Origin of the sequence: Corynebacterium sp. CCM 9203 (assembly GCF_041357675.1) — a bacterium.
Lineage (GTDB): Bacteria > Actinomycetota > Actinomycetes > Mycobacteriales > Mycobacteriaceae > Corynebacterium.
The window spans coordinates 88,021-106,489 of the sequence record NZ_JAUERY010000001.1; the positions used below are offsets into that span (position 1 = coordinate 88,021).

Here is an 18,469-nt window from a genome sequence, read left to right on the forward strand (position 1 = left end):
ATTTATTTATTGGCGCCTTCTGTCGGTTATGAGTTCCTTCAAAAGTCGGCTATAAAGTGAGCGTGCTGTGCGTCCTGGCGCTCAAATTTGGTAGTACTAAAATTGGTTCGGATTGTTTCCGTATCAATTTTGAAATGATCAATCCCTATAGTTCTATCAAATTGATTCCGGAGAAATTCGGTTGAGCGAGGGTGGGTGACAGTGTCCATAAGTGCATGCACGGAAGACAGATCACATGTGTCCGACTAGTCTGATGGGAAAAGAATGGCCATGATCAAGAACTCGGTGCACAGTCGCCGACTGCAGGGTGCTCTGAAGCGGATGACCGCCGTGAGCTCTGCTCTGATGCTGGGAATGGTGACGTGTGTTGTTCCCTCAGTAGCCAACGGTGCGGATGGAGCGAGTACGGCAACCTGTGAGATTGACCCGATGGAAGACTATCGTCCCTGGAACGTCGTCGCGTTCGAGGACCTCACGGCGAATGCTGAGAGTGAAGGTTCGATGGGGGTTGGCGGGACCCTCAGTTTCCGTGAGACCAATGTTGTTCTGCACCCCAAGGACATCGCCAGGGTGAAGGGATATGATCGGGCAATTGGTCTGGTCGCTGGAAAGTTGAACCTTGGTGCTCCGACATCCGGCGAGTTCAAGATCTTGCACGGAGATCTGATACTGGAAGATCGTGAGGGAGTCGAGTTTACTCGGGCAGGTGGCAGCGGAGATGTAATGAAATTCGTCGTTGCCGAAGGAAGAACCCGTGACAGTCGACCCAGGGTTGTGCTGAATAATAAATACAACGACACGGTCCATGAGGCTGGAGCCTTCGAGAAAATCTTCGGATCCCAGGAGAAGGCCCAAAAAATTAGCGCTCAGATTGCAGCCGCAGCCGATGAAGGGGCCGCCGTTGAACCGAAGGTGGTCTGGGAGGGTGAGGGTACGAAAGTCAGTATCGATCTGAAGCCCGGAGAAACAAACATCTGGTCGGTGACCCCCGAGGAGATCAGTAAACTCACCGAGCTGAAATTCCAGGGCAAGTCCCCCAACGTCAACTCTGGCTCGACCCTCATCGTCAACGTTGTCGGCTATAAACCGGTCACCTTCAGGATGAACATGGCGGGTGGCCGTGATCCGAAGGCGATCCTGTGGAACATGCCTAATGTCACACAGATTTACCAGAACGGTGACTCCATTGATGGATCGATCCTCGCACCACTGGCGGATCTGCAGAAGAACAGTGCCCACATTAAGGGAACCCTGGTCATAAAGGGAGGAACCCTGGGCGGAAGTGAACAACACTTCTTCCCGTTCACCAGCAAGGTGAAGGTGCCTTGCGGAGCCACCCCTCGTACCGGATCCTTCTCGGTGGTGAAGAACGTCCGTGGTGACTACACACCATCATTAGATGAGAAATTCCGGATCACCTACACGTGTGATGACGCCAGCACCACCTCGGGAGTGCTTGAGGTGCCCGGTGACGCTACTCCGGTGAGCGGGCCCGACCTGCCGGAAGGAACCCGGTGCACGATCAGCGAGGAGGAATCCTCAGCGGACCGTGACGGTTACCACGTTGAAACGACCTACACCGGTAACCCGGTGAGTATCGCGGCAGATTCCACGTCGAACGTCCAGGTCACGAACAAGTACACGAAACCCGTCGCCGGATTCAGCATCACGAAGACGATGCAGGGGATTTCCCCGGCACAGCCGGATCGCGAATTCACATTCAGATACTCCTGCAATGACCCAAAGAAAACCTCGGGAGACGTTCGCGTCACAGCGAACGGTGAAAAGGTGGACGTTGTCTCGGACGCACCAATCGGAACAGCGTGCGTCATCTCGGAGGACGCAACAGATGCGCAGGTCACCGGTTATGCGCTGAAAGAACCTGATGCTCAGACCGTGACTGTTGCCACGGCTCTTCCCACCGCGCATTTCGTCAACGAGTACACCGCTGTCACGCCGGGCCCCACGCCTCCGGAAGAGGGCCCCACGCCTCCGGAAGAGGGCCCCACGCCTCCGGAAGAGGGCCCCACGCCTCCGGAAGAGGGCCCCACGCCTCCGGAAGAGGGCCCCACGCCTCCGGAAGAGGAGCCCACGCCTCCGGAAGAGGGCCCCACGCCTCCGGAAGAGGGCCCCACGCCTCCGGAAGAGGGCCCCACGCCTCCGGAAGAGGGCCCCACGCCTCCGGAAGAGGAGCCCACGCCTCCGGAAGAGGAGCCCACGCCTCCGGAAGAGGAGGATCCTTCTTCCTCGGTGGGACCGTCCAACAGTATATTGCCTGCGGTTGTGGCGACGATCGCGCTGTTCGCGTCTCTGGCTGTACCAGCAGCATCCTCGTTCGTAGCGCCTGCGGTACCAGCAGCAGCGCCGGCAGCAGCACCGACGACAACAGCCGTTCTCCCGGCGGAAAACCAGCCGACTACGACGACGGCTCCGCGGAACGCGGTACTTGCTGCGACAGGTGCTGACGTCGTTTGGATCGTATTCATCGCTGTTGTGGCGATGCTTCTCGGTGGTCTACTGCTGGCGTCGAAACGGCGGAAAGGGCAGTAACCGACGTCGGGTCGCGCACTGACCTCCGCGTCAGATGATCGGATAGCTCCGATGGGCCTCGGAGCTATTCGATAGGCACACCGAATGATGAGGAAGTCATCCCCATGGTGGTACATCACACCGTGGGGATCACTTCATCTGTAGATCGACACCGGTATCCAGGAAAACGGTGCACAATCCAATCCGTCGCTCCCGAGGCCAGTGCTCCAAACCATGACAGATGACTTTTCTCAGATACGTGCGTTCACGGAGAAAATCAGCGAGGGAGTCCAGGTTCCGGGGGATAGGCGTCCCGTTCCCGGCTCCACTGGCTCTGAAAAGGGCGGAAAACCAGGTGGACTCGTCGGTGGCAGCCGCACGGTCAAGCGAAACTGTCCGTGGTTCCAGCTCCATCACTTCTCCTCTGCATCCGGGATCAGACAGAAACTGTCGTAGTGGTCATCCGTGTAGTACCAGACGTCCGGGTCGCGATCAGTCCCACCGCCTGTGATGATGCGACGTTCACCGCGGTGCCCGAGACCCGGGGTCTCCACCGTGTACTCCCGGTAGTAGCTGGTGTTCTTCCTTGGTAGCCGCTGCTCGTAGTTGCCGAAATGTGTTCCATCGTGCGACGGATAATTGAATGGGCCGCCCGCGAGGATGTCGGAAACTACCATTTCAGTCTGGTCGGGGAGAGTGCCCAGGGGACAGGTCTGTTTCAGTGCCGCGGATGGAGACCGTGTCCCCGCCTGTGCGGGTGAGGAAGGTGTCGTCGACGAGCTGGTGGTCGGATACGTCGGCCGGGACTGAGGCGCGGAGTCTCCGCCCAGATCGATACCGAACCACGCTGCACCGAGGACAAGGGCGGCTCCGGCGATGGTGCCCAGCAGTCGGCGATTGTTCATTCCCCCATGATTGCACGGACACCGGTCTGACCGTGGGTCTGGGCGGTGCCATCGAATCACTGTCGGAGGCGAGGTCAGTCTTCGCACCCGTGGCTCCGGCACTACAGTGGTGGTCATGGCAAAGGGACGTATTCCGGAGAGTGACATTGCGGCGATCCGTGAGCGTACCCCGATCGAGGAGATCGTCGGAGAGTACGTCCAGCTCAAACCCGCAGGCAGTGACTCCTTGAAAGGCCTTTCCCCCTTCAAGGACGAGAAGACGCCCTCTTTCCACGTTCGCCCGAACCGGGGCTACTTTCACTGTTTCTCGACGGGGGAGGGCGGGGACGTATTCAGCTTCCTGATGAAGATGGAACAGATTCCCTTCCCGGAGGCCGTGGAGATCTGCGCCGAGAAGATCGGCTACCACATCAATTACGAGGGAGGTGGCCCCGGGCGCCGTGAAGAACCGGGGACCAGGCAACGACTCGTCGCCGTCAACAAAGCCGCCCACGCCTTCTACCGGGAACAATTGGAGACGCCGGAGGCGGCCGCCGCCCGCGCGTTCCTGACTGACCGAGGTTTTTCCGCCGAACACGCCCGGAGCTTTGGCTGTGGATACGCGCCCGGCGGATGGGACACGACGACGAAGCATCTGCTCCGGAGAGGCTTCGATGTCAAGGAACTCACCGCGGCCGGTGTCACCACCATGGGGAAACGTGGTCCCATCGACCGCTTCCACCGGCGTCTTCTCTGGCCCATCCGGAATCTCGCGGGCGACGTCATCGGTTTCGGAGCGCGAAAGCTCTTCGATGATGATCAGATGGGCAAGTATATGAACACCCCCGACACTCTGCTGTACCACAAGTCAAAGGTGCTGTTCGGGCTCGATCACGCGAAGAAAGCCATCGCCTCCGGGCACCAGGCTGTTGTCGTTGAGGGGTACACCGATGTCATGGCAATGCACGCGGCCGGAGTCACCACAGCGGTTGCGGCATGCGGTACTGCGTTCGGTGAAGAACACCTTCAGATACTGCGCCGTCTCATGCTCGACGACAACTACTTCCGTGGTGAGCTCATCTACACCTTCGACGGAGACGAGGCCGGCCAGAAGGCCGCGATGCGCGCTTTCGAAGGGGATCAGCAGTTCACCGGGCAGTCCTACGTCTCGGTGGCTCCCGACGGCATGGACCCGTGTGATCTCCGTCTGGAGCGCGGCGATGTCGCGGTCCGGGATCTCGTCGCGAGGCGAGTACCCATGTTCGAGTTTGTCGTGCGGACCATGATCGCCGACTACCCCCTTGATTCAGCGGACGGGCGCCTCCAAGCACTACGTCGGGGTGTACCAGTGGTCGCCGGAATTCGGGATGAGACCCTGCGCAACGAATACGCCCGCCAACTTGCAGGCTGGGTCGGTTGGGCGGACCCCACCGAAGTCCTCGACCAGGTACGGGCCGAGGCTCGGCGTCCGAAGAGAAAACAAGAGCCACGGCGTGCGCGAAGGTTCGACAACGCAGAAACACCATCGGCCAATATGCCGTCGAAATCCGCCCTGGAAATGCCTGACCAGCGTACCCCCCGGCTCTGGCCGGAACGTGAGAGCCTCAAACTAGCGCTGCAGTATCCCGAGCATGCCGGCGGGTACTTCGACGGATTACCCGCCGATGCATTCACACATCCCACTTATCAGGCCATCCGTCGTGCCATCGGTGACGCAGGTGGATGCGGAAATGCCCACGACGGTGTCGACTGGCTGTCGAAGGTCGCAGGCGAGATGGATGACTTCCTCGGGCAATCACTGGTTTCCGGACTTGCAGTAGAACCGATCCACTGTGACTCGGAGGAACTGGAGAAATACACTGACAGCGTGCTCTCCCGACTGCAGGAGGTTCGTGTGGGAAACCAGATCGCGCAGCTCAAAGGACAGCTACAACGGATGCGCCCCTCGGATGACGAACTCGCCTACAATTCGATGTTCGCCGATCTCGTCGCACTCGAGCAGGCGCGTCGGGAACTACTCGACCGGGCATTCAGGACCGGATGACCCCGCATCTCACATCACCTGCGGAGATTCCGGAGTCCAGTTTGATCCGCAGAGGTTGATTTCGGTGTTGTCTCGGCCGCAGAAAACGGAACACCCGGCGGGACCAGTCGATTTGAGACGGGATCCTGCTGGAGCATGAAGCTGCGGACCGCCGACAAACACCGTAAAAGATCCAGTACCAACACGGCATGGTGATTCACGGAAATACTGACGGCGGTGCTCAAGAAGAACGGTCAATCTCTGTCAGGTTCAAGAACTGTCTGATCCGGATTGTCACCTCTGAGATTCTTGACCTCCCGCATACGGGGCTCAGGATCAAGCTTGTTGGCGACGGCCTTCCTAGTCGCGGTCACAGCAGCCCGAGCGATAGGGGACTCGACCGCCAGGCTGTACCCCTTCTTGATCTGGTGGTAACGCTTTCGCCCGGCTTTCGTCCCGAAGACGTAACCTGCTGCCGCACCAACGACGAACTGGATCATGGGTGAGGGATACTCCTTGGTAGAGAACATAGGACAACGCTCTGCCCACTCTACCGAAGCGATCAAACCAGGCGCGGCGAATTGGCGGAGCGGCGAGCCAAGTGACCCACGCAGGTACCCGAAAGACAGGAAGAGAAGGTTGTTAGTCTTGCACCGTCTCCGTGCCCGGAACCAGGACACGGAGACGGTGCACCGCACATGAACATTCACTGACCTCCGAGGAGAAGAACGTGGAATCACCTAACACCACCTGGTTCGACAACCAGCAACTACGCGCATCCGTCGATATGCGCACCCTCATCGCCGAAGTGCGTGATGCACTGGTTGGATTGCACAAGGGTGACTTCGAAATCCCACTGCGACTCGCGCCGGGTGATGGAAGATTCCTGGTTATGCCGGTCCGGCACATCGGTAGCGAAACCCTCGCGGTGAAATCCCTGTCGGCGAACTTCACCGGACGTCGACCCGCCCTCTCCGGAACACTCACATGGGAAGAATGGCACACCGAACGACACGTCGGCGTCGACGCCGCAGAAGCCACAGCCATGCGAACGGGCGCTATCAGTGGAGTCGCCACGGACCTCCTGGCCTTTCCCGGGGCCCGGAACCTCACCGTCATTGGTGCGGGAGGTCAGGCACCCGACCAGATCAGAGCTGTACTCGCCGTCCGCGACATCACCTCAGTCACCGTCACATCACTCAAACGTGATTCAGCCCTCGCATGCATCAACCGGGTCGAGAAGGAATTCCACGGAGTGCGCTTCACGGCAACCACCGACCCCAGGGACGCGGTCGCGGAGGCGGACATCATTTGTTGTGCCACCCCATCGACGGCACCGCTGTTCTCCCTCGACGACCTGAAACCCGGGTCCCACGTCAACCTCATCGGATCCTACCGCCCAGAAATGCGGGAAATGTCGGGAGATGATGTCGCACAGGCATCATTGTTCGTCGACGACATCCAGGCGGTGACCACCGAAGCAGGAGAAGTCATCGAAGCCCTGGAATCCGGGGTACTAGACCGGTGCGAACTCCGCACCCTCGGATCGGCGCTCACTGAGGGAAACGTCGCACATGAGCCGGAACAGGTATCGATATTCAAATCAGTCGGGGTCGCAGTGCAGGATTGGGCGCTGATGCGGACGCTGGTAGACACGATGGACACTGGGGCCCGGAACTGATCGGCAGAACCTGCTTGATATGTAAAAGGGCCGGACGGAAAAACCGTTCGGCCCTTTCTTTGGCTCCCCCAACTGGACTCGAACCAGTAACCCTTCGATTAACAGTCGAATGCTCTGCCAATTGAGCTATGGGGGAATATCGTGTCCCGGCTTGTAACCCGGCAACGAGAAGTAACTATATCGACGCCTGTGTGTGATAGCAAATTGCCAGGCCAATGAGGTTTTTGGGGGATGCCGGTCGAGGGGTGATTATCCCGGTGTGCTCCGAAGGTTGCATCGTGGCTATACTGGCTCCCGACCGTCGTTCTCTCACCGGCGGTCGGGGGCTGTAGCTCAGTCGGTTAGAGCCGCGGACTCATAATCCGCTGGTCCCGGGTTCGAGCCCCGGCGGCCCCACAATGAAGCCCCGTTGCCTGTTGGTGGCGGGGCTTCGTGCTGTCTCTTTCTGTCGTCCTTGCCTGTCGGGAGCCGGGCGATTGTGGAAAGCCGTTTCGGGGGTGGTTGCATGCCACCCCCGGTGTGTGGGGTGGCATGGGTGGTTTATTCGTGGTCGGATAGATTTCATGCTCACTGTCGACCCCTCAATCCTGGGGATATACCGAAGTCTCGATCTGATTGGCGTTTTGCTCAATGGCGCGATTGGCGGGACGATTGCCCGGCAACGGAATTTCGACATCATCGGTTTTTCGGTGCTGGCCCTGCTTTCTGCGCTCGGGGGTGGCATGGTTCGGGATGCGTTGTTGCAGCAGGGGCCTCCGGCGGCGATCGCAGAGCCGATGTACATGGGTGTCGCCGTCGCCGGTGGTGTGCTGGCCATGGTCATTCATCTCAAGGGGCGGCCCTGGGAACTGTTTCGGGTGCACGGGGATGCGGTGATTCTCGGTGTGTGGGCGGTGACCGGTTCGACGAAGGCGCTCAACTATGGGCTGCCTGCGGCGTCGGCGGTATTCATGGGGGTTCTCACGGCGGTCGGTGGTGGAATGATCCGGGATGTCGCGTGTGGGGAGATTCCGTCGATCTTCGGTGGGAACACGCTCTATGCCACGCCTGCGATCACGGCGGCGACGACGATGGTCGCATTCAACTGGGCGGGTCATGATGGTGTGGGGATGATTGTGGCCACCGTCTGTGGGGCGGGCTTTGCGATTCTCGCGTATTGGCGTGGTTGGGTTCTACCTGCGAATCCGGAGTGGGCGCCGGTCAACATGACGGCGGCCCAGATGGTGAAGGCGCTCAAACGGGCGGAGCGCAAGGGGGAACGTGAGGGAATCGCTGAGGGGAGGCGTGAGGGTCATGCCGAGGGAGTTGCCGAGGAGCGTCGACGGTGGCGCGATTCGGGTGGGGAGGATCCGGGTCGCTCTGACTGATTCTGAGAGATACTTTCATTCACTGTCCTGAACTGGGGTTACCCATCGAAAAAATATAGACAGATATGTCTATATTGACCATACAGATCGGTACAGAGTAGGGTCGTCGGCATGAGCTTCCGTCAGCCCCCGCGCATGTCTCCCGACGTCACGACCCGAGTGGTCGCCCGCTGTCGCCCGTACATGTGTGCGCTGTGCCGCTGTCGCTGACTCTCAGACTCAGGCGTGATTGCTGTCGTTTGTATTGAACTGCGCGACAGAACGCCCGCGTGTCCCGTGGAACCGCAGTCGGACTGTGCGGCGACTCTCCGTGTTCGTGAATCCATACCACTCGTTTGAATCCAAACTCTCTAAGGAAACATTGACGTGTCTACATCAATCTCCGGCTCTCCTGCACGCTCTGACGGGGTGCAGAAACCCGATGCCGAGGCGCCCACGAAGCGCTCGAATCCGCTGACCAGCTTCGGCGCCCAGATCATCTACGGTCTGATCGCCGGCCTCATCCTCGGCCTCGTCGCCAGATCCATCGGTGGCGAAAATTGGCTTGCCACCACGTTGACGGCGGTTGGATCGGCCTATGTCGGTCTACTCAAGGTTCTCATTCCACCGCTAGTGGTCACCGCTGTCGTGACGTCGATTGCGAATCTCCGTCAGGTCACCGATGCGGCTCGTCTCGCGTGGCAAACACTGCTCTGGTTCGCCATCACTGCCTTCGTGACGGTCTTCGTGGGTATCGGTATCGGTCTGTTGATGCACCCCGGACGTAGTGCCAGCATTGATGTTGCTGCGGCTGCGGCTCCCGGATCCATTGGAAGCTGGTCCGCGTTCATCCAGTCCCTGGTTCCGAGTAACATCCTCGGTCTTGACCTTTGGGTGCGTGGTTCAGGTGACAATCTCTCTGTCAACCCCGATTTCAATGTTCTGCAATTGCTCCTGATCTCCATCGCTTTTGGTATCGCTGCTGTCAAGGTCGGTAAGGATGCGGAGCCTGTGCTCGGAGTCGCCCGTTCACTGCTCACCATCATCCAGAAGGTGCTCTGGTGGATCATCCGGCTCGCGCCCATCGGTACCGCGGCGCTGATCGGCAAGGCGGTTGCAGTCTACGGTTGGGAGACCCTCGGCTCCCTCGGTAGTTTCGTCCTGGCGATCTACATCGGTCTCGCCCTCGTGATCGGTGTCGTCTACCCGCTGGTACTGAAATTCAACGGACTGTCGATCGCACAGTTCTATCGCAAGGCATGGCCGGTTACCTCCCTCGGTTTCGCGAGTCGTTCTTCGATGGGCACCATGCCGGTCACCGAACGGACTGTGGTTGGTGCGTTGGGAGTGCCCCGTGCCTACGGGTCCTTTGCGGTGCCGCTCGGTGCGACGACGAAGATGGATGGTTGCGCCTCGATTTATCCTGCCATTGCCGCGATTTTCGTGGCGGAGTTCTACGGCATCAATCTGGGACTGACTGACTACCTGTTGATCGTGTTCGTCTCCGTCATCGGTTCCGCAGCGACTGCGGGCACCACCGGTGCGATTGTGATGCTCACGTTGACGCTGTCCACACTCGGTTTGCCGCTCGAAGGCGTCGGACTTTTGCTTGCCGTCGACCCAATCCTGGACATGGGGCGTACCGCGGTCAACGTCACAGGTCAGGCGTTGATCCCCACCATCGTCGCCAAACGGGAGGGAATCCTCGACGAGGAACTCTTCGCATCCGACCGAACGGCAGCCAGCGCAGAACGCTGACGATGCCAGCCATCTGAAAAGGAGGCCCCGGAATAATCGGGGCCTCCTTTTTCTCGGCTCAGTTCTCCAGGTGCCGGGCCAACCAATCGACGATCGGTGGGACGTGTGTCACAGCCGGGTCCGGGTGTCCGGTCATCAGTGCTCGTGCGATCGGAGAATCCGGCGCCTCGATGACGCTGACATCTCCGCCGTGGGCACGCCAGGATTCCCCGAGAGTCTTCGAGTCGTGGCCGTTCACCACCAGATCAGACATGTGATAGGTCAGCAGGACGGGAACAGTCGGTGCTTGGGTCCCGAGTTCCTGCCTGTGGAACTCTGCACCTACCTCGGGCATCCGGTCGATGACATCGATGAGACTCTCACCCGTGGTGGTGAGGGACGAGGCCTTCCGGAACGCTGTCGGAAGAAAAACTCCGGGGGTGCATGTTCGCCGCATGTCCTCGATCATCTGTCGGCCCTCGTCGGTGAGGATGCGCTCCATCTCCGCCCGGATCGTCGGGGAATGACGCATCTGGGTGTCGGTGGCCATCAGCATCAGGCCCATGGCCAGGCTGCCATCAGCATCCGCTGTCAGTTGCCGGAAATTGTAGGGGGGTGAAGAGACTGCGACCGCTCGTAGATTGAGCTCCGGGGTGTACTCGTGGGCATTCTCTGCCATCCAACCTGTTGCGGCCCCTCCCTGTGAATGGCCGGTGGCGACAACGGGAGCTCCCGGCCGGTTGAGCAGCGTCAGGGCTGCGATGCCGGCATCTGCAGCGGCGCGACCCGTTGCGACGTTGTCCATGTAGGGGTGAAGGCCGGGTGATCCGAGTCCGGGATAGTCGGTGACGACGACATCGATGCCCCGATCAAGTAAGAGGTGCGCACGGAAATAATCCGGTGCGGTCGCGGACAGCTCGGGGTGCGCTGGGCTGAAGGTAATACCTGTGCGGACGACGTTGGAGAATGCACAGACGTCGTCCATTCCCTGGGTGACGGGCGCGATTACCGCCAGGGGGCGTTCCCCCGGTCCAGTCCACGGTCGGCGTGTTCGCATCAGCAGTGCGGTAGCTGGAATCTCGACGTTGTCCGAATTGAGTGTGGAGTAGGTGAATGTCGTGTCATCGCTGATGTCGAGTGGGGTGCCGTCGGTGAAGACCCGGGTGGGGTGCTCTGGTCCGGGAATACCGTGATCGGGCAGTGGTCCTGACCAAAGGACTGCGTCCTGTCCCGGTTTAGGGGCCGGATCGGGGGGAGTCGCAGTGGCGATGCTTGTTGTGGTGGTGAGGATGGCGGTGGTGATCAGAGCCGCAAGTACTGGTCGGGATCTGAAGGACGTCGCTGACATGGAGTATGCGCTCTCGGAATTTTGTGGGCGGTTGGTGGGCTTTTTGGGGTAGTTCATTCTAAACACCCGTTAGAATCACCGATATGCAGCGTAGTGTTACCGAGTTCCTCGATTCTGTCGCGGGTTGGCCCGTCGAACACGTCTCTGCGGCGGTGATCGCGGACGGGAAGGTACGATCCATCGGTGACGCTGAACGTCCCTATGAGCTGGCGAGTGTGACCAAGCTACTCTCCGCCTGGGGCGTCCTTGTGGCGGTTGAGGAGGGGATCTTCGAGTTGGATTCGGAGGTCGGGCCAGATGGGGCGACAGTCCGGCAGCTTCTCTCCCATGCTGGTGGCGTTGGTTTCGCCTCACGGGAGCTGGAGCGGGCACCAGGGGTGAGACGGATCTACTCATCCGCAGGCTTCGAGATCCTCGCTGATGTCATTGCCGCTGAAGCCGAGATGGATTTCGCCTCATATCTCCGGCAGGCGGTCTTCGCTCCGCTCGGTATGACAGGGACCTCGCTGGAGGGGTCCGCCGGCCACGGGGCCGTGTCCACGGTCCGGGACCTGACGGTCTTTGCACGGGAAGTCCTTGATCCGGTTCTGCTTCATCCGGTGACTGTGGCGGAAGCGATCGAGGTGCAGTTCTCGGAACTGGATGGCGTGGTTCCCGGCTACGGCATGCAGAAACCGTGCCCCTGGGGTCTCGGCTTCGAGATTCGGGGTTGCAAGAACCCGCACTGGACCGGGGCGTCGATGCCGGACGATACGGCCGGACATTTTGGTCAGTCAGGTACCTATTTTTGGGTGCATCGACCGACGCGTCGGGCCATGGTCGTGCTGACCGACCGGGATTTCGGTGCTTGGGCGAAACCGCTCTGGGCAGAGACCAATGATGCGGTGTGGAGGAAACTCGACACCGAGTGATTCTCAACTTGAGGTTGAAAAAATGGGGGGATCAAGTTGGTGTCGAGAGTTGCCGGTGTGATCTATGTTGCCTGAAACTGGGGTCAGGATAGCCCGCTGTTGTTCATCCATTGCTCTCTGATAGCTCTTTTCACGGGGCAGGAGTTTAGTCGGACAGGCGGGGGCGCGGACAGAGGCCGTTGGGGAAGACGAACCTCGTCTTGCACCGTGTCTACCGCGGGATCACTCGCATGATGTAACCATCGTGCGTTTCAGCCGTGATGACATGGTGTTCGTGCTGCCCATTGCGAGGACATCCGTGAAACAGCAATCACCATGCTCTACAACGCCTGCCCTACGCGACGGCTACGGCACCACCACGCCGGATCCGTTCGCTGTTGCTCAGGCGGACGCTGCCTATGCGCGTCTCCGCATCGTCGGGTTACCGGTAAAACTCCGGCCGTTGGTGGAGTCCGCCATGGTCGTGTGTCTGCCTACACCGGGAATTCCGGCGCAACCGGGGGTCGATCCGCTGACCACTGAGTGGTGTACACGCTGGCGGCGGTCAGACACCGTGCCGCGGGCCGTCGATTGTGATCAAGCGCTGAGTGGTGCGCGAAAAGAATTCCTCCGTTTGTCCAGGATCTTGGACGGTCTCGGGTCCGCCCACGGATTTGATGTGGAACTGAAGGTTTCAGATCTTCGGTCAACGGAGGATGGGTGGTGGCCTTCACGGACACCACGAGGATCAGTCAGGGCTGCCACCGGCGGCATGCTTCTCGACGAGCGTCACGATGTCGGCGACCGAGTCGAGGCGGTCCATGTCGGTGTCGATGATCCGGATGCCGAATGCGTCCTCCAGACGCACAGCTATCTCGACGAGTGACAGGGAGTCGATGGCGAGATCCGCGATCCGGGCGTCGGCGGCTATCTCATCATGCTCAAGGCCCGTGGCGGTCGCGATGATGTCCACCACGGGCGTCAGTGTGCCGGTACCTGGCTCCGCGGGATGGGTGATGGGTTCGGTGAGTGACATATCGTGTGGTGTCCTTCGCTGTTGATCGGACTGTTCAGAGTGCGGGGCGCTGCCGTCAAGATTACCGGCAGAGCTCTGTGTCGGAAGAACAGCCCCCGAGGCGGTATTGTGTCATCAATCATTCCCATCTGTTCCCGTACAAGGAAGGCCGTCAATGGTCCTGGATCCCGGCCGCGCAGTGAACGCGCTACGTCGTATCTCACACCGGATCACCCCGTGGGGTCGCTCCGACTTGCGTACCGTCCGTGATGGCATCCAGGCTGAAGGCGTCCGGCCCGGACTCACCGACGTGGATCGCCGTGGAACCGTCACCAACGACGGAATCGACATCCACTATTATGAGGTCGGTCCGGAGGATGCGGCGACCGTGGTCGTCTTCGTCCACGGGTTCACGTTGACCGCTGAATCGTGGTTCTTCCAGGTTGATCACCTGCGGCACGTGTATCCGGGCGTGCGTTCAGTATTACTCGATCTTCGTGGACACGGTGCCACCGGAATGGTTCAGCCCGAACGTTGCACGGTCGACGGTGCGGCTGATGACGTTCTCGCAGTGATCGCGGCGCGGGTTCCAACCGGTAGGATCATCCTGGTTGGTCACTCCATGGGGGGAATGATCCTGATGAGTCTCGTCCGTCGCTGTGGGGAGGTACTGCGTGGCCGCATCGGTGGTGTCGTCACCGTGTCCACCGCGATGGAACCGATGGCTTCCGGCGGTATCGCCCAGATCATCGATAATCCCGTGGCAGATAAGGTGCACGGGGTCATCTCCCGGAATCCGGAGGAATCCGACCGGATCCGAAAAGAGATGATGGAGATGCTGGCTCCTCTTCTAGCAGTGACGATTTTCCAGCGTAACGGTACCGACTATGATGTCATCGAATTTCATGCGGACCAGATCCATACGACCCCGGCAGAGACCTACATCGGGTTTTTCTCGGAGCTCCAGAGTCATGAGGAACTCGCTGCGGTGCCCTACCTGAGTGAGGTTCCCGGGTATGTGGTGGTTGGTGACAAAGACAATGTGACTCCCGTGGAACAAGCGGAACGCGCCGTCGAACTCTGGCCCGGTGCGAAACTTCGGGTCATTCCCGATGCCGGGCACATGGTGATTCTTGAGGCGCCGGATTCCGTCAACCGGATCATCGACGAAGCCATCCTGGCGGAACACCCGGCGGTTCCCCACACGAACTGAACATCACCGGAGGAAGTCGAACCAGCTACCGCTTCCTGCGGAATGTCCCGGTGCCAGGGTCTTCACCTTGAGATTGCCACCGAAGCTGAATCCCCTGACCTCGATCTCGGGATCTCCGGGCAGACCTGTCTCCGCGGTCTGGAGATCACCCAATATCGTCGCGTGGTCACGTTCACAGACACCCCCTCCGGGGACGATCACGGTGCAGTTCCCGATCAAGCTCATCAGCGTGATTCGGCACGAGTTGGATTCCATCGTGGTTTTCCGCAGATCGAGTGTGACATCCTCGATGAGCGTATGGATACGTAGATTCCGGGGCAGATACCAGGTGCGCTGTCTGGTGATGTCCCCGAGCACAGCGGTGAGATGGCTTTCGGGACTGGATTCATCGGGCCCGCAGGTTCCGGGATCGGTGCAGCGACTCGTGGGACGATCGCGCGGATGTCGCCGGGATTCTCGGCTGTTCATACCGCTGTGGACAGCTCACTGAACGTTCCGAGATCCAGGTGTCCCCGCCCCACGGCTCTGATCAGTTCCGCCTCGGTTTCATCGCGTAGTCGACGATGCGGGATTTCACCGAAACCTCCGGTTACACCTGGATTGCCTCGTGTCGAGTCCATGTTCCCGCGACTAGCGGGACCGTCCAGGGTGGCGTGTTGCTGATCGTCTGGGGATCGGAGGAGTGTCTAAGAGGAGGGCTTTCGCCCCGGAAACTCAGTTTCCGGGGCGAAAGCCCTCTAAGGAGAAGCGTCGATGATCCGGTCAGACTACCGTCGGATCCGTGATCTCGAACTTCTTGGCGGCGTTGTCCGCCACGGAGACATCGATTGCGCCCTCGCGCGCCAAGCCTGCGAGAACTGCGACGACGACAGATTCGGCGTCAGTGTTGAAGAAACGGCGGGCAGCTCGGCGGGTGTCGGAGAAACCGAAACCGTCGGTCCCGAGGGTGGTGTAGTCCCCAGGCACCCACTTGCGGATCTGCTCCGGAAGCGTGGTGGCGAAGTCGGACACCGCGACGAATGGCCCTTCGACGTCGGCAAGTTTGCGCTGCACGAACGGAGCCTCGAACTCATCGGCAGGGTGACGCAGCTGCTGGAGGTCATGGGCCTGGCCGTCGCGGGCGAGTTCGTTCCACGAGGTGACGGAGAAGATGTTGGTGCGCACACCGTACTCCTCGCCCAGGATCTTCTTCGCCTTCAGCGCCGCCTGCATGCCGATACCGGATGCGAGGATCGAGGCTTCGTGGCCCTCCCCGTCACCGGCGGGATCATAGAGGTAGATGCCCTTGTGCAGGCCCTCGAGATCGAGGTTCTCCGGCTCCTTCGGCTGGGGGGTCGGCTCGTTGTAGATCGTGATGTAGTAGATCACGTTCTCGCCGCGGCCCGGACCGTACATCCGGTCGATGCCTTCACGGATCAGATGAGCCAGCTCGTAGGCGAACGCCGGGTCATAGGTGACGACAGCCGGGTTGGTGGACGCCAGAATCGGGGAGTGGCCGTCCATGTGCTGTAGTCCCTCACCTGTCAGCGTGGTGCGGCCTGCAGTGGCGCCTAGGAGGAAGCCACGGGCCATCTGGTCCGCGGCTGCCCAGATGGAGTCTCCGGTGCGCTGGAAACCGAACATCGAGTAGAAGATGTAGAGCGGAATCATCGGCTCACCGTGGGTGGCGTAAGACGTGCCTGCGGCCATGAACTCGCCCATGGAGCCGGCTTCGTTGATGCCCTCATGCATGATCTGCCCGTCGACGGCCTCACGGTAGGAGAGCATGAGGTCGTTGTCGACCGGGGTGTACTTCTGGCCGTGGGGGTTGTAGATCTTCAGTGTGGGGAACCAGGAGTCCATGCCGAATGTACGGGCCTCATCCGGGATGATCGGAACGAAGCGCCGACGGAGTTCCTTGTCGCGCATGAGTTCCTTGAAGGTACGCACGAGGGCCATGGTCGTGGCTACCTCCTGCTTGCCGGACCCCTTCCGGAGTGACTTCAGCACGTCCATGTCGGGAACCTCCAGCGGCGTGTAGGACTCACGGCGCTCAGGTACGAAGCCGCCGAGTTCGCGGCGGCGCTCCAACATGTACTTGATCTCCTCGGAGTCCTTACCGGGGTGGTAGTACGGAGGAAGATAAGGATCCTTCTCGAGTTCCTCGTCGGAGATCGGGATCTGCTGCTTGTCGCGGAACAGCTTCAGATCATCGAGGGTGAGTTTCTTCATCTGGTGGGTCGCGTTGCGTCCCTCGAAGTTGTGGCCCAGGCCATAACCCTTGATGGTGTGCGCGAGGATGACAGTCGGGCGGTCCTTCGTCTCCATGGCCCGCTGGTAGGCAGCGTAGATCTTGCGGTAGTCGTGTCCACCACGCTTGAGCTTCCAGATCTCCTCGTCGGTCATGTCCTCGACGAGCTTCTTCGTCTCCGGTGTGCGGTTGAAGAACTCCTCACGAACGAACTTGCCGTCGTTGGCCCGGAACGTCTGGAAGTCGCCGTCGGGGGTGGTGTTCATCAGGTGGACGAGCTCACCGGTCTTGTCCCGCTCGAACAGTTCATCCCACTCGCGGCCCCAGACCACCTTGATGACTGACCAGCCGGCACCACGGAAGAACGACTCCAGCTCCTGGATGATCTTGGTGTTGCCGCGGACGGGGCCATCGAGACGCTGTAGGTTGCAGTTGATCACGAAGGTCAGGTTGTCCAGGTTGTTCAGAGCGGCAAGCTGGATCAGGCCGCGCGATTCAGGCTCGTCCATCTCACCGTCACCGAGAAATGCCCAGACATGCTGCTGCGAGGTGTCCTTGATTCCGCGATTGTGCAGATAACGGTTGAACCGTGCCTGGTAGATGGCATCCATCGGTCCGAGACCCATGGACACCGTCGGGAACTCCCAGAACTCGGGCATGCCGTGCGGGTGCGGGTAACTGGGCATGCCCCCCTGCGGACGGGAGACCTCCTGGCGGAAACCATCCATGTCATCCTCGGTGAGGCGACCTTCGAGGTACGCGCGTGCGTACATGCCGGGAGAGGCGTGCCCCTGGAAGAAGACCTGGTCTCCGCCGCCCGGGTGGTCTTTGCCCCGGAAGAAGTAGTTGAAACCGACCTCATACAGGGGGGCAGAGGAAGCGTAGGTGGAGATGTGTCCACCTACCCCGATCCCCGGACGCTGGGCACGGTGCACCATGATCGCGGCATTCCAACGCATCCACTTGCGGTAGCGACGCTCAATGGCTTCGTCTCCGGGGAAATCCGGTTCCATCTCAGTGGGGATCGTATTGACGTAGTCGGTCGAGGTGAGAGGAGGCAGCGGAACCCGCTTTGCCGTGGCTCGTTCCAGGAGACGGAGCATGAGGAAACGGGCCCGGTCAGGACTCGCTTCAGCGAGGAGTCCGTCTAGTGAGTCCATCCACTCGCTGGTCTCCTCGGGGTCCGAGTCGTTCAGATACGAGGCGACTCCGTCCCGGATGAGCGCGAAATTACTGTCTTCGGACGGGGTGGCCGTGGCGTCCTGCTGCTGGGACATACCGAATCCTCCTGTGGATCATTCATCTGGTCTCTGTGTACGGGTCTTCCATCCCGGAGGCATATGTGATCATGATTCTCCGGAGATACACCCGTCTCCGCGGTGGGCGGAGATGTGCACATGTCCACACCAGGATACGGGTAGTGTCCGTGGAAGGGTGTTCCGGGAGAAACCTTCTATTCAGCATGTGCCGCGAGCACTGCTTTTAGGGGTGTTTGTCGTGGCCGCTCTGATCGGCTTTTCACCGTTGCGGGGGTCGTTCCCTGATTCCTCGGAGTTTTCTTCCGGAAAAAACC

At 60.2% G+C, this 18,469-nt stretch carries 14 protein-coding genes and 2 tRNA genes; 8 read left to right on the forward strand and 8 right to left on the reverse strand.

Annotated elements, in window-relative coordinates:
- The first annotated feature begins 270 nt into the window (after positions 1 to 270).
- A complete protein-coding gene (locus QWU44_RS00385) occupies positions 271 to 2,550 on the forward strand; it encodes a collagen-binding domain-containing protein (protein ID WP_370913741.1) in 2,280 nt (759 codons plus the stop codon).
- Positions 2,551 to 2,942: 392 nt separating this feature from the next.
- On the opposite strand, the gene QWU44_RS00390 is transcribed toward QWU44_RS00385, so the two are convergent.
- The gene (locus QWU44_RS00390; RefSeq protein ID WP_370913742.1) at positions 2,943 to 3,434 is read right to left on the reverse strand and encodes a ribonuclease domain-containing protein; all 492 of its coding nucleotides are present in this window, start codon (positions 3,432 to 3,434) and stop codon (positions 2,943 to 2,945) included.
- A 115-nt stretch (positions 3,435 to 3,549) separates the two neighbouring features.
- On the opposite strand from QWU44_RS00390, the gene dnaG reads away from it, so the two are divergent.
- Positions 3,550 to 5,457: a DNA primase gene (gene dnaG, locus QWU44_RS00395; protein WP_370913743.1), complete on the forward strand. Its 1,908-nt coding sequence runs from the start codon at positions 3,550 to 3,552 to the stop codon at positions 5,455 to 5,457.
- Positions 5,458 to 5,690: 233 nt separating this feature from the next.
- Here the strand turns inward: dnaG and QWU44_RS00400 are convergent, their stop codons facing one another.
- Positions 5,691 to 5,936: a hypothetical protein gene (locus QWU44_RS00400; protein WP_370913744.1), complete on the reverse strand. Its 246-nt coding sequence runs from the start codon at positions 5,934 to 5,936 to the stop codon at positions 5,691 to 5,693.
- Between the two features lie 230 nt (positions 5,937 to 6,166).
- Here QWU44_RS00400 and QWU44_RS00405 point away from each other — a divergent pair, with 230 nt between their 5' ends.
- Complete coding sequence (locus QWU44_RS00405) at positions 6,167 to 7,117, forward strand: ornithine cyclodeaminase family protein (protein ID WP_370913745.1); 951 nt, start codon at positions 6,167 to 6,169, stop codon at positions 7,115 to 7,117.
- Between the two features lie 60 nt (positions 7,118 to 7,177).
- Here QWU44_RS00405 and QWU44_RS00410 read toward each other — a convergent pair.
- Positions 7,178 to 7,253, reverse strand: a tRNA-Asn gene (locus QWU44_RS00410).
- Between the two features lie 186 nt (positions 7,254 to 7,439).
- Between QWU44_RS00410 and QWU44_RS00415 the strand changes: the two genes are divergently transcribed.
- The 3 genes from QWU44_RS00415 to QWU44_RS00425 all read left to right on the forward strand — a co-directional run bounded on the left by QWU44_RS00415 (position 7,440) and on the right by QWU44_RS00425 (position 10,221).
- Positions 7,440 to 7,513: transfer RNA gene (locus tag QWU44_RS00415), tRNA-Ile, on the forward strand.
- Positions 7,514 to 7,680: 167 nt separating this feature from the next.
- Positions 7,681 to 8,484, forward strand: a complete 804-nt coding sequence (locus QWU44_RS00420) for a TRIC cation channel family protein (RefSeq protein WP_370913746.1) — start codon at positions 7,681 to 7,683, stop codon at positions 8,482 to 8,484.
- Between the two features lie 408 nt (positions 8,485 to 8,892).
- Positions 8,893 to 10,221, forward strand: coding sequence for a dicarboxylate/amino acid:cation symporter (locus tag QWU44_RS00425; protein ID WP_370914272.1), 1,329 nt, complete (start codon positions 8,893 to 8,895; stop codon positions 10,219 to 10,221).
- 58 nt (positions 10,222 to 10,279) lie between these two features.
- Here QWU44_RS00425 and QWU44_RS00430 read toward each other — a convergent pair whose 3' ends face one another.
- Entirely contained in the window at positions 10,280 to 11,605 is a 1,326-nt protein-coding gene (locus tag QWU44_RS00430; RefSeq protein WP_370913747.1) for an alpha/beta fold hydrolase, read from the reverse strand.
- 26 nt (positions 11,606 to 11,631) lie between these two features.
- On the opposite strand from QWU44_RS00430, the gene QWU44_RS00435 reads away from it, so the two are divergent.
- Complete coding sequence (locus QWU44_RS00435; protein WP_370913748.1) at positions 11,632 to 12,459, forward strand: serine hydrolase domain-containing protein; 828 nt, start codon at positions 11,632 to 11,634, stop codon at positions 12,457 to 12,459.
- Between the two features lie 727 nt (positions 12,460 to 13,186).
- On the opposite strand, the gene QWU44_RS00440 is transcribed toward QWU44_RS00435, so the two are convergent.
- Positions 13,187 to 13,474, reverse strand: coding sequence for an acyl carrier protein (locus tag QWU44_RS00440; protein WP_370913749.1), 288 nt, complete (start codon positions 13,472 to 13,474; stop codon positions 13,187 to 13,189).
- Between the two features lie 154 nt (positions 13,475 to 13,628).
- Here QWU44_RS00440 and QWU44_RS00445 point away from each other — a divergent pair, with 154 nt between their 5' ends.
- Positions 13,629 to 14,666 carry an alpha/beta fold hydrolase gene (locus QWU44_RS00445; protein WP_370913750.1) on the forward strand — a complete coding sequence of 346 codons (1,038 nt, stop codon included), beginning with the start codon at positions 13,629 to 13,631 and terminating at the stop codon, positions 14,664 to 14,666.
- 3 nt (positions 14,667 to 14,669) lie between these two features.
- Here QWU44_RS00445 and QWU44_RS00450 read toward each other — a convergent pair whose 3' ends face one another.
- The 3 genes from QWU44_RS00450 to aceE all read right to left on the reverse strand — a co-directional run bounded on the left by QWU44_RS00450 (position 14,670) and on the right by aceE (position 18,173).
- On the reverse strand, positions 14,670 to 15,134 hold the full coding sequence (locus tag QWU44_RS00450) for a LiaF domain-containing protein (protein WP_370913751.1): 465 nt from the start codon (positions 15,132 to 15,134) through the stop codon (positions 14,670 to 14,672).
- Positions 15,131 to 15,286: a hypothetical protein gene (locus QWU44_RS00455; protein WP_370913752.1), complete on the reverse strand. Its 156-nt coding sequence runs from the start codon at positions 15,284 to 15,286 to the stop codon at positions 15,131 to 15,133. The genes QWU44_RS00450 and QWU44_RS00455 overlap by 4 nt, the downstream gene beginning before the upstream one ends.
- Before the next feature lie 142 nt (positions 15,287 to 15,428).
- Positions 15,429 to 18,173 carry a pyruvate dehydrogenase (acetyl-transferring), homodimeric type gene (gene aceE, locus QWU44_RS00460; RefSeq protein WP_370913753.1) on the reverse strand — a complete coding sequence of 915 codons (2,745 nt, stop codon included), beginning with the start codon at positions 18,171 to 18,173 and terminating at the stop codon, positions 15,429 to 15,431.
- Between the last annotated feature and the right edge of the window lie 296 nt (positions 18,174 to 18,469).

Coding starts and splice junctions, on each gene's coding strand:
- aceE (WP_370913753.1), bottom strand. CDS start 18,173: ATGTCCCAGCAGCAGGACGCCACGGCCACCCCGTCCGAAGACAGTAAT.
- QWU44_RS00390 (WP_370913742.1), bottom strand. CDS start 3,434: ATGAACAATCGCCGACTGCTGGGCACCATCGCCGGAGCCGCCCTTGTC.
- QWU44_RS00435 (WP_370913748.1), top strand. CDS start 11,632: ATGCAGCGTAGTGTTACCGAGTTCCTCGATTCTGTCGCGGGTTGGCCC.
- QWU44_RS00420 (WP_370913746.1), top strand. CDS start 7,681: ATGCTCACTGTCGACCCCTCAATCCTGGGGATATACCGAAGTCTCGAT.
- QWU44_RS00400 (WP_370913744.1), bottom strand. CDS start 5,936: ATGATCCAGTTCGTCGTTGGTGCGGCAGCAGGTTACGTCTTCGGGACG.
- QWU44_RS00440 (WP_370913749.1), bottom strand. CDS start 13,474: ATGTCACTCACCGAACCCATCACCCATCCCGCGGAGCCAGGTACCGGC.
- QWU44_RS00385 (WP_370913741.1), top strand. CDS start 271: ATGATCAAGAACTCGGTGCACAGTCGCCGACTGCAGGGTGCTCTGAAG.
- QWU44_RS00430 (WP_370913747.1), bottom strand. CDS start 11,605: ATGAACTACCCCAAAAAGCCCACCAACCGCCCACAAAATTCCGAGAGC.
- QWU44_RS00455 (WP_370913752.1), bottom strand. CDS start 15,286: ATGGACTCGACACGAGGCAATCCAGGTGTAACCGGAGGTTTCGGTGAA.
- QWU44_RS00445 (WP_370913750.1), top strand. CDS start 13,629: ATGGTCCTGGATCCCGGCCGCGCAGTGAACGCGCTACGTCGTATCTCA.
- dnaG (WP_370913743.1), top strand. CDS start 3,550: ATGGCAAAGGGACGTATTCCGGAGAGTGACATTGCGGCGATCCGTGAG.
- QWU44_RS00450 (WP_370913751.1), bottom strand. CDS start 15,134: ATGAACAGCCGAGAATCCCGGCGACATCCGCGCGATCGTCCCACGAGT.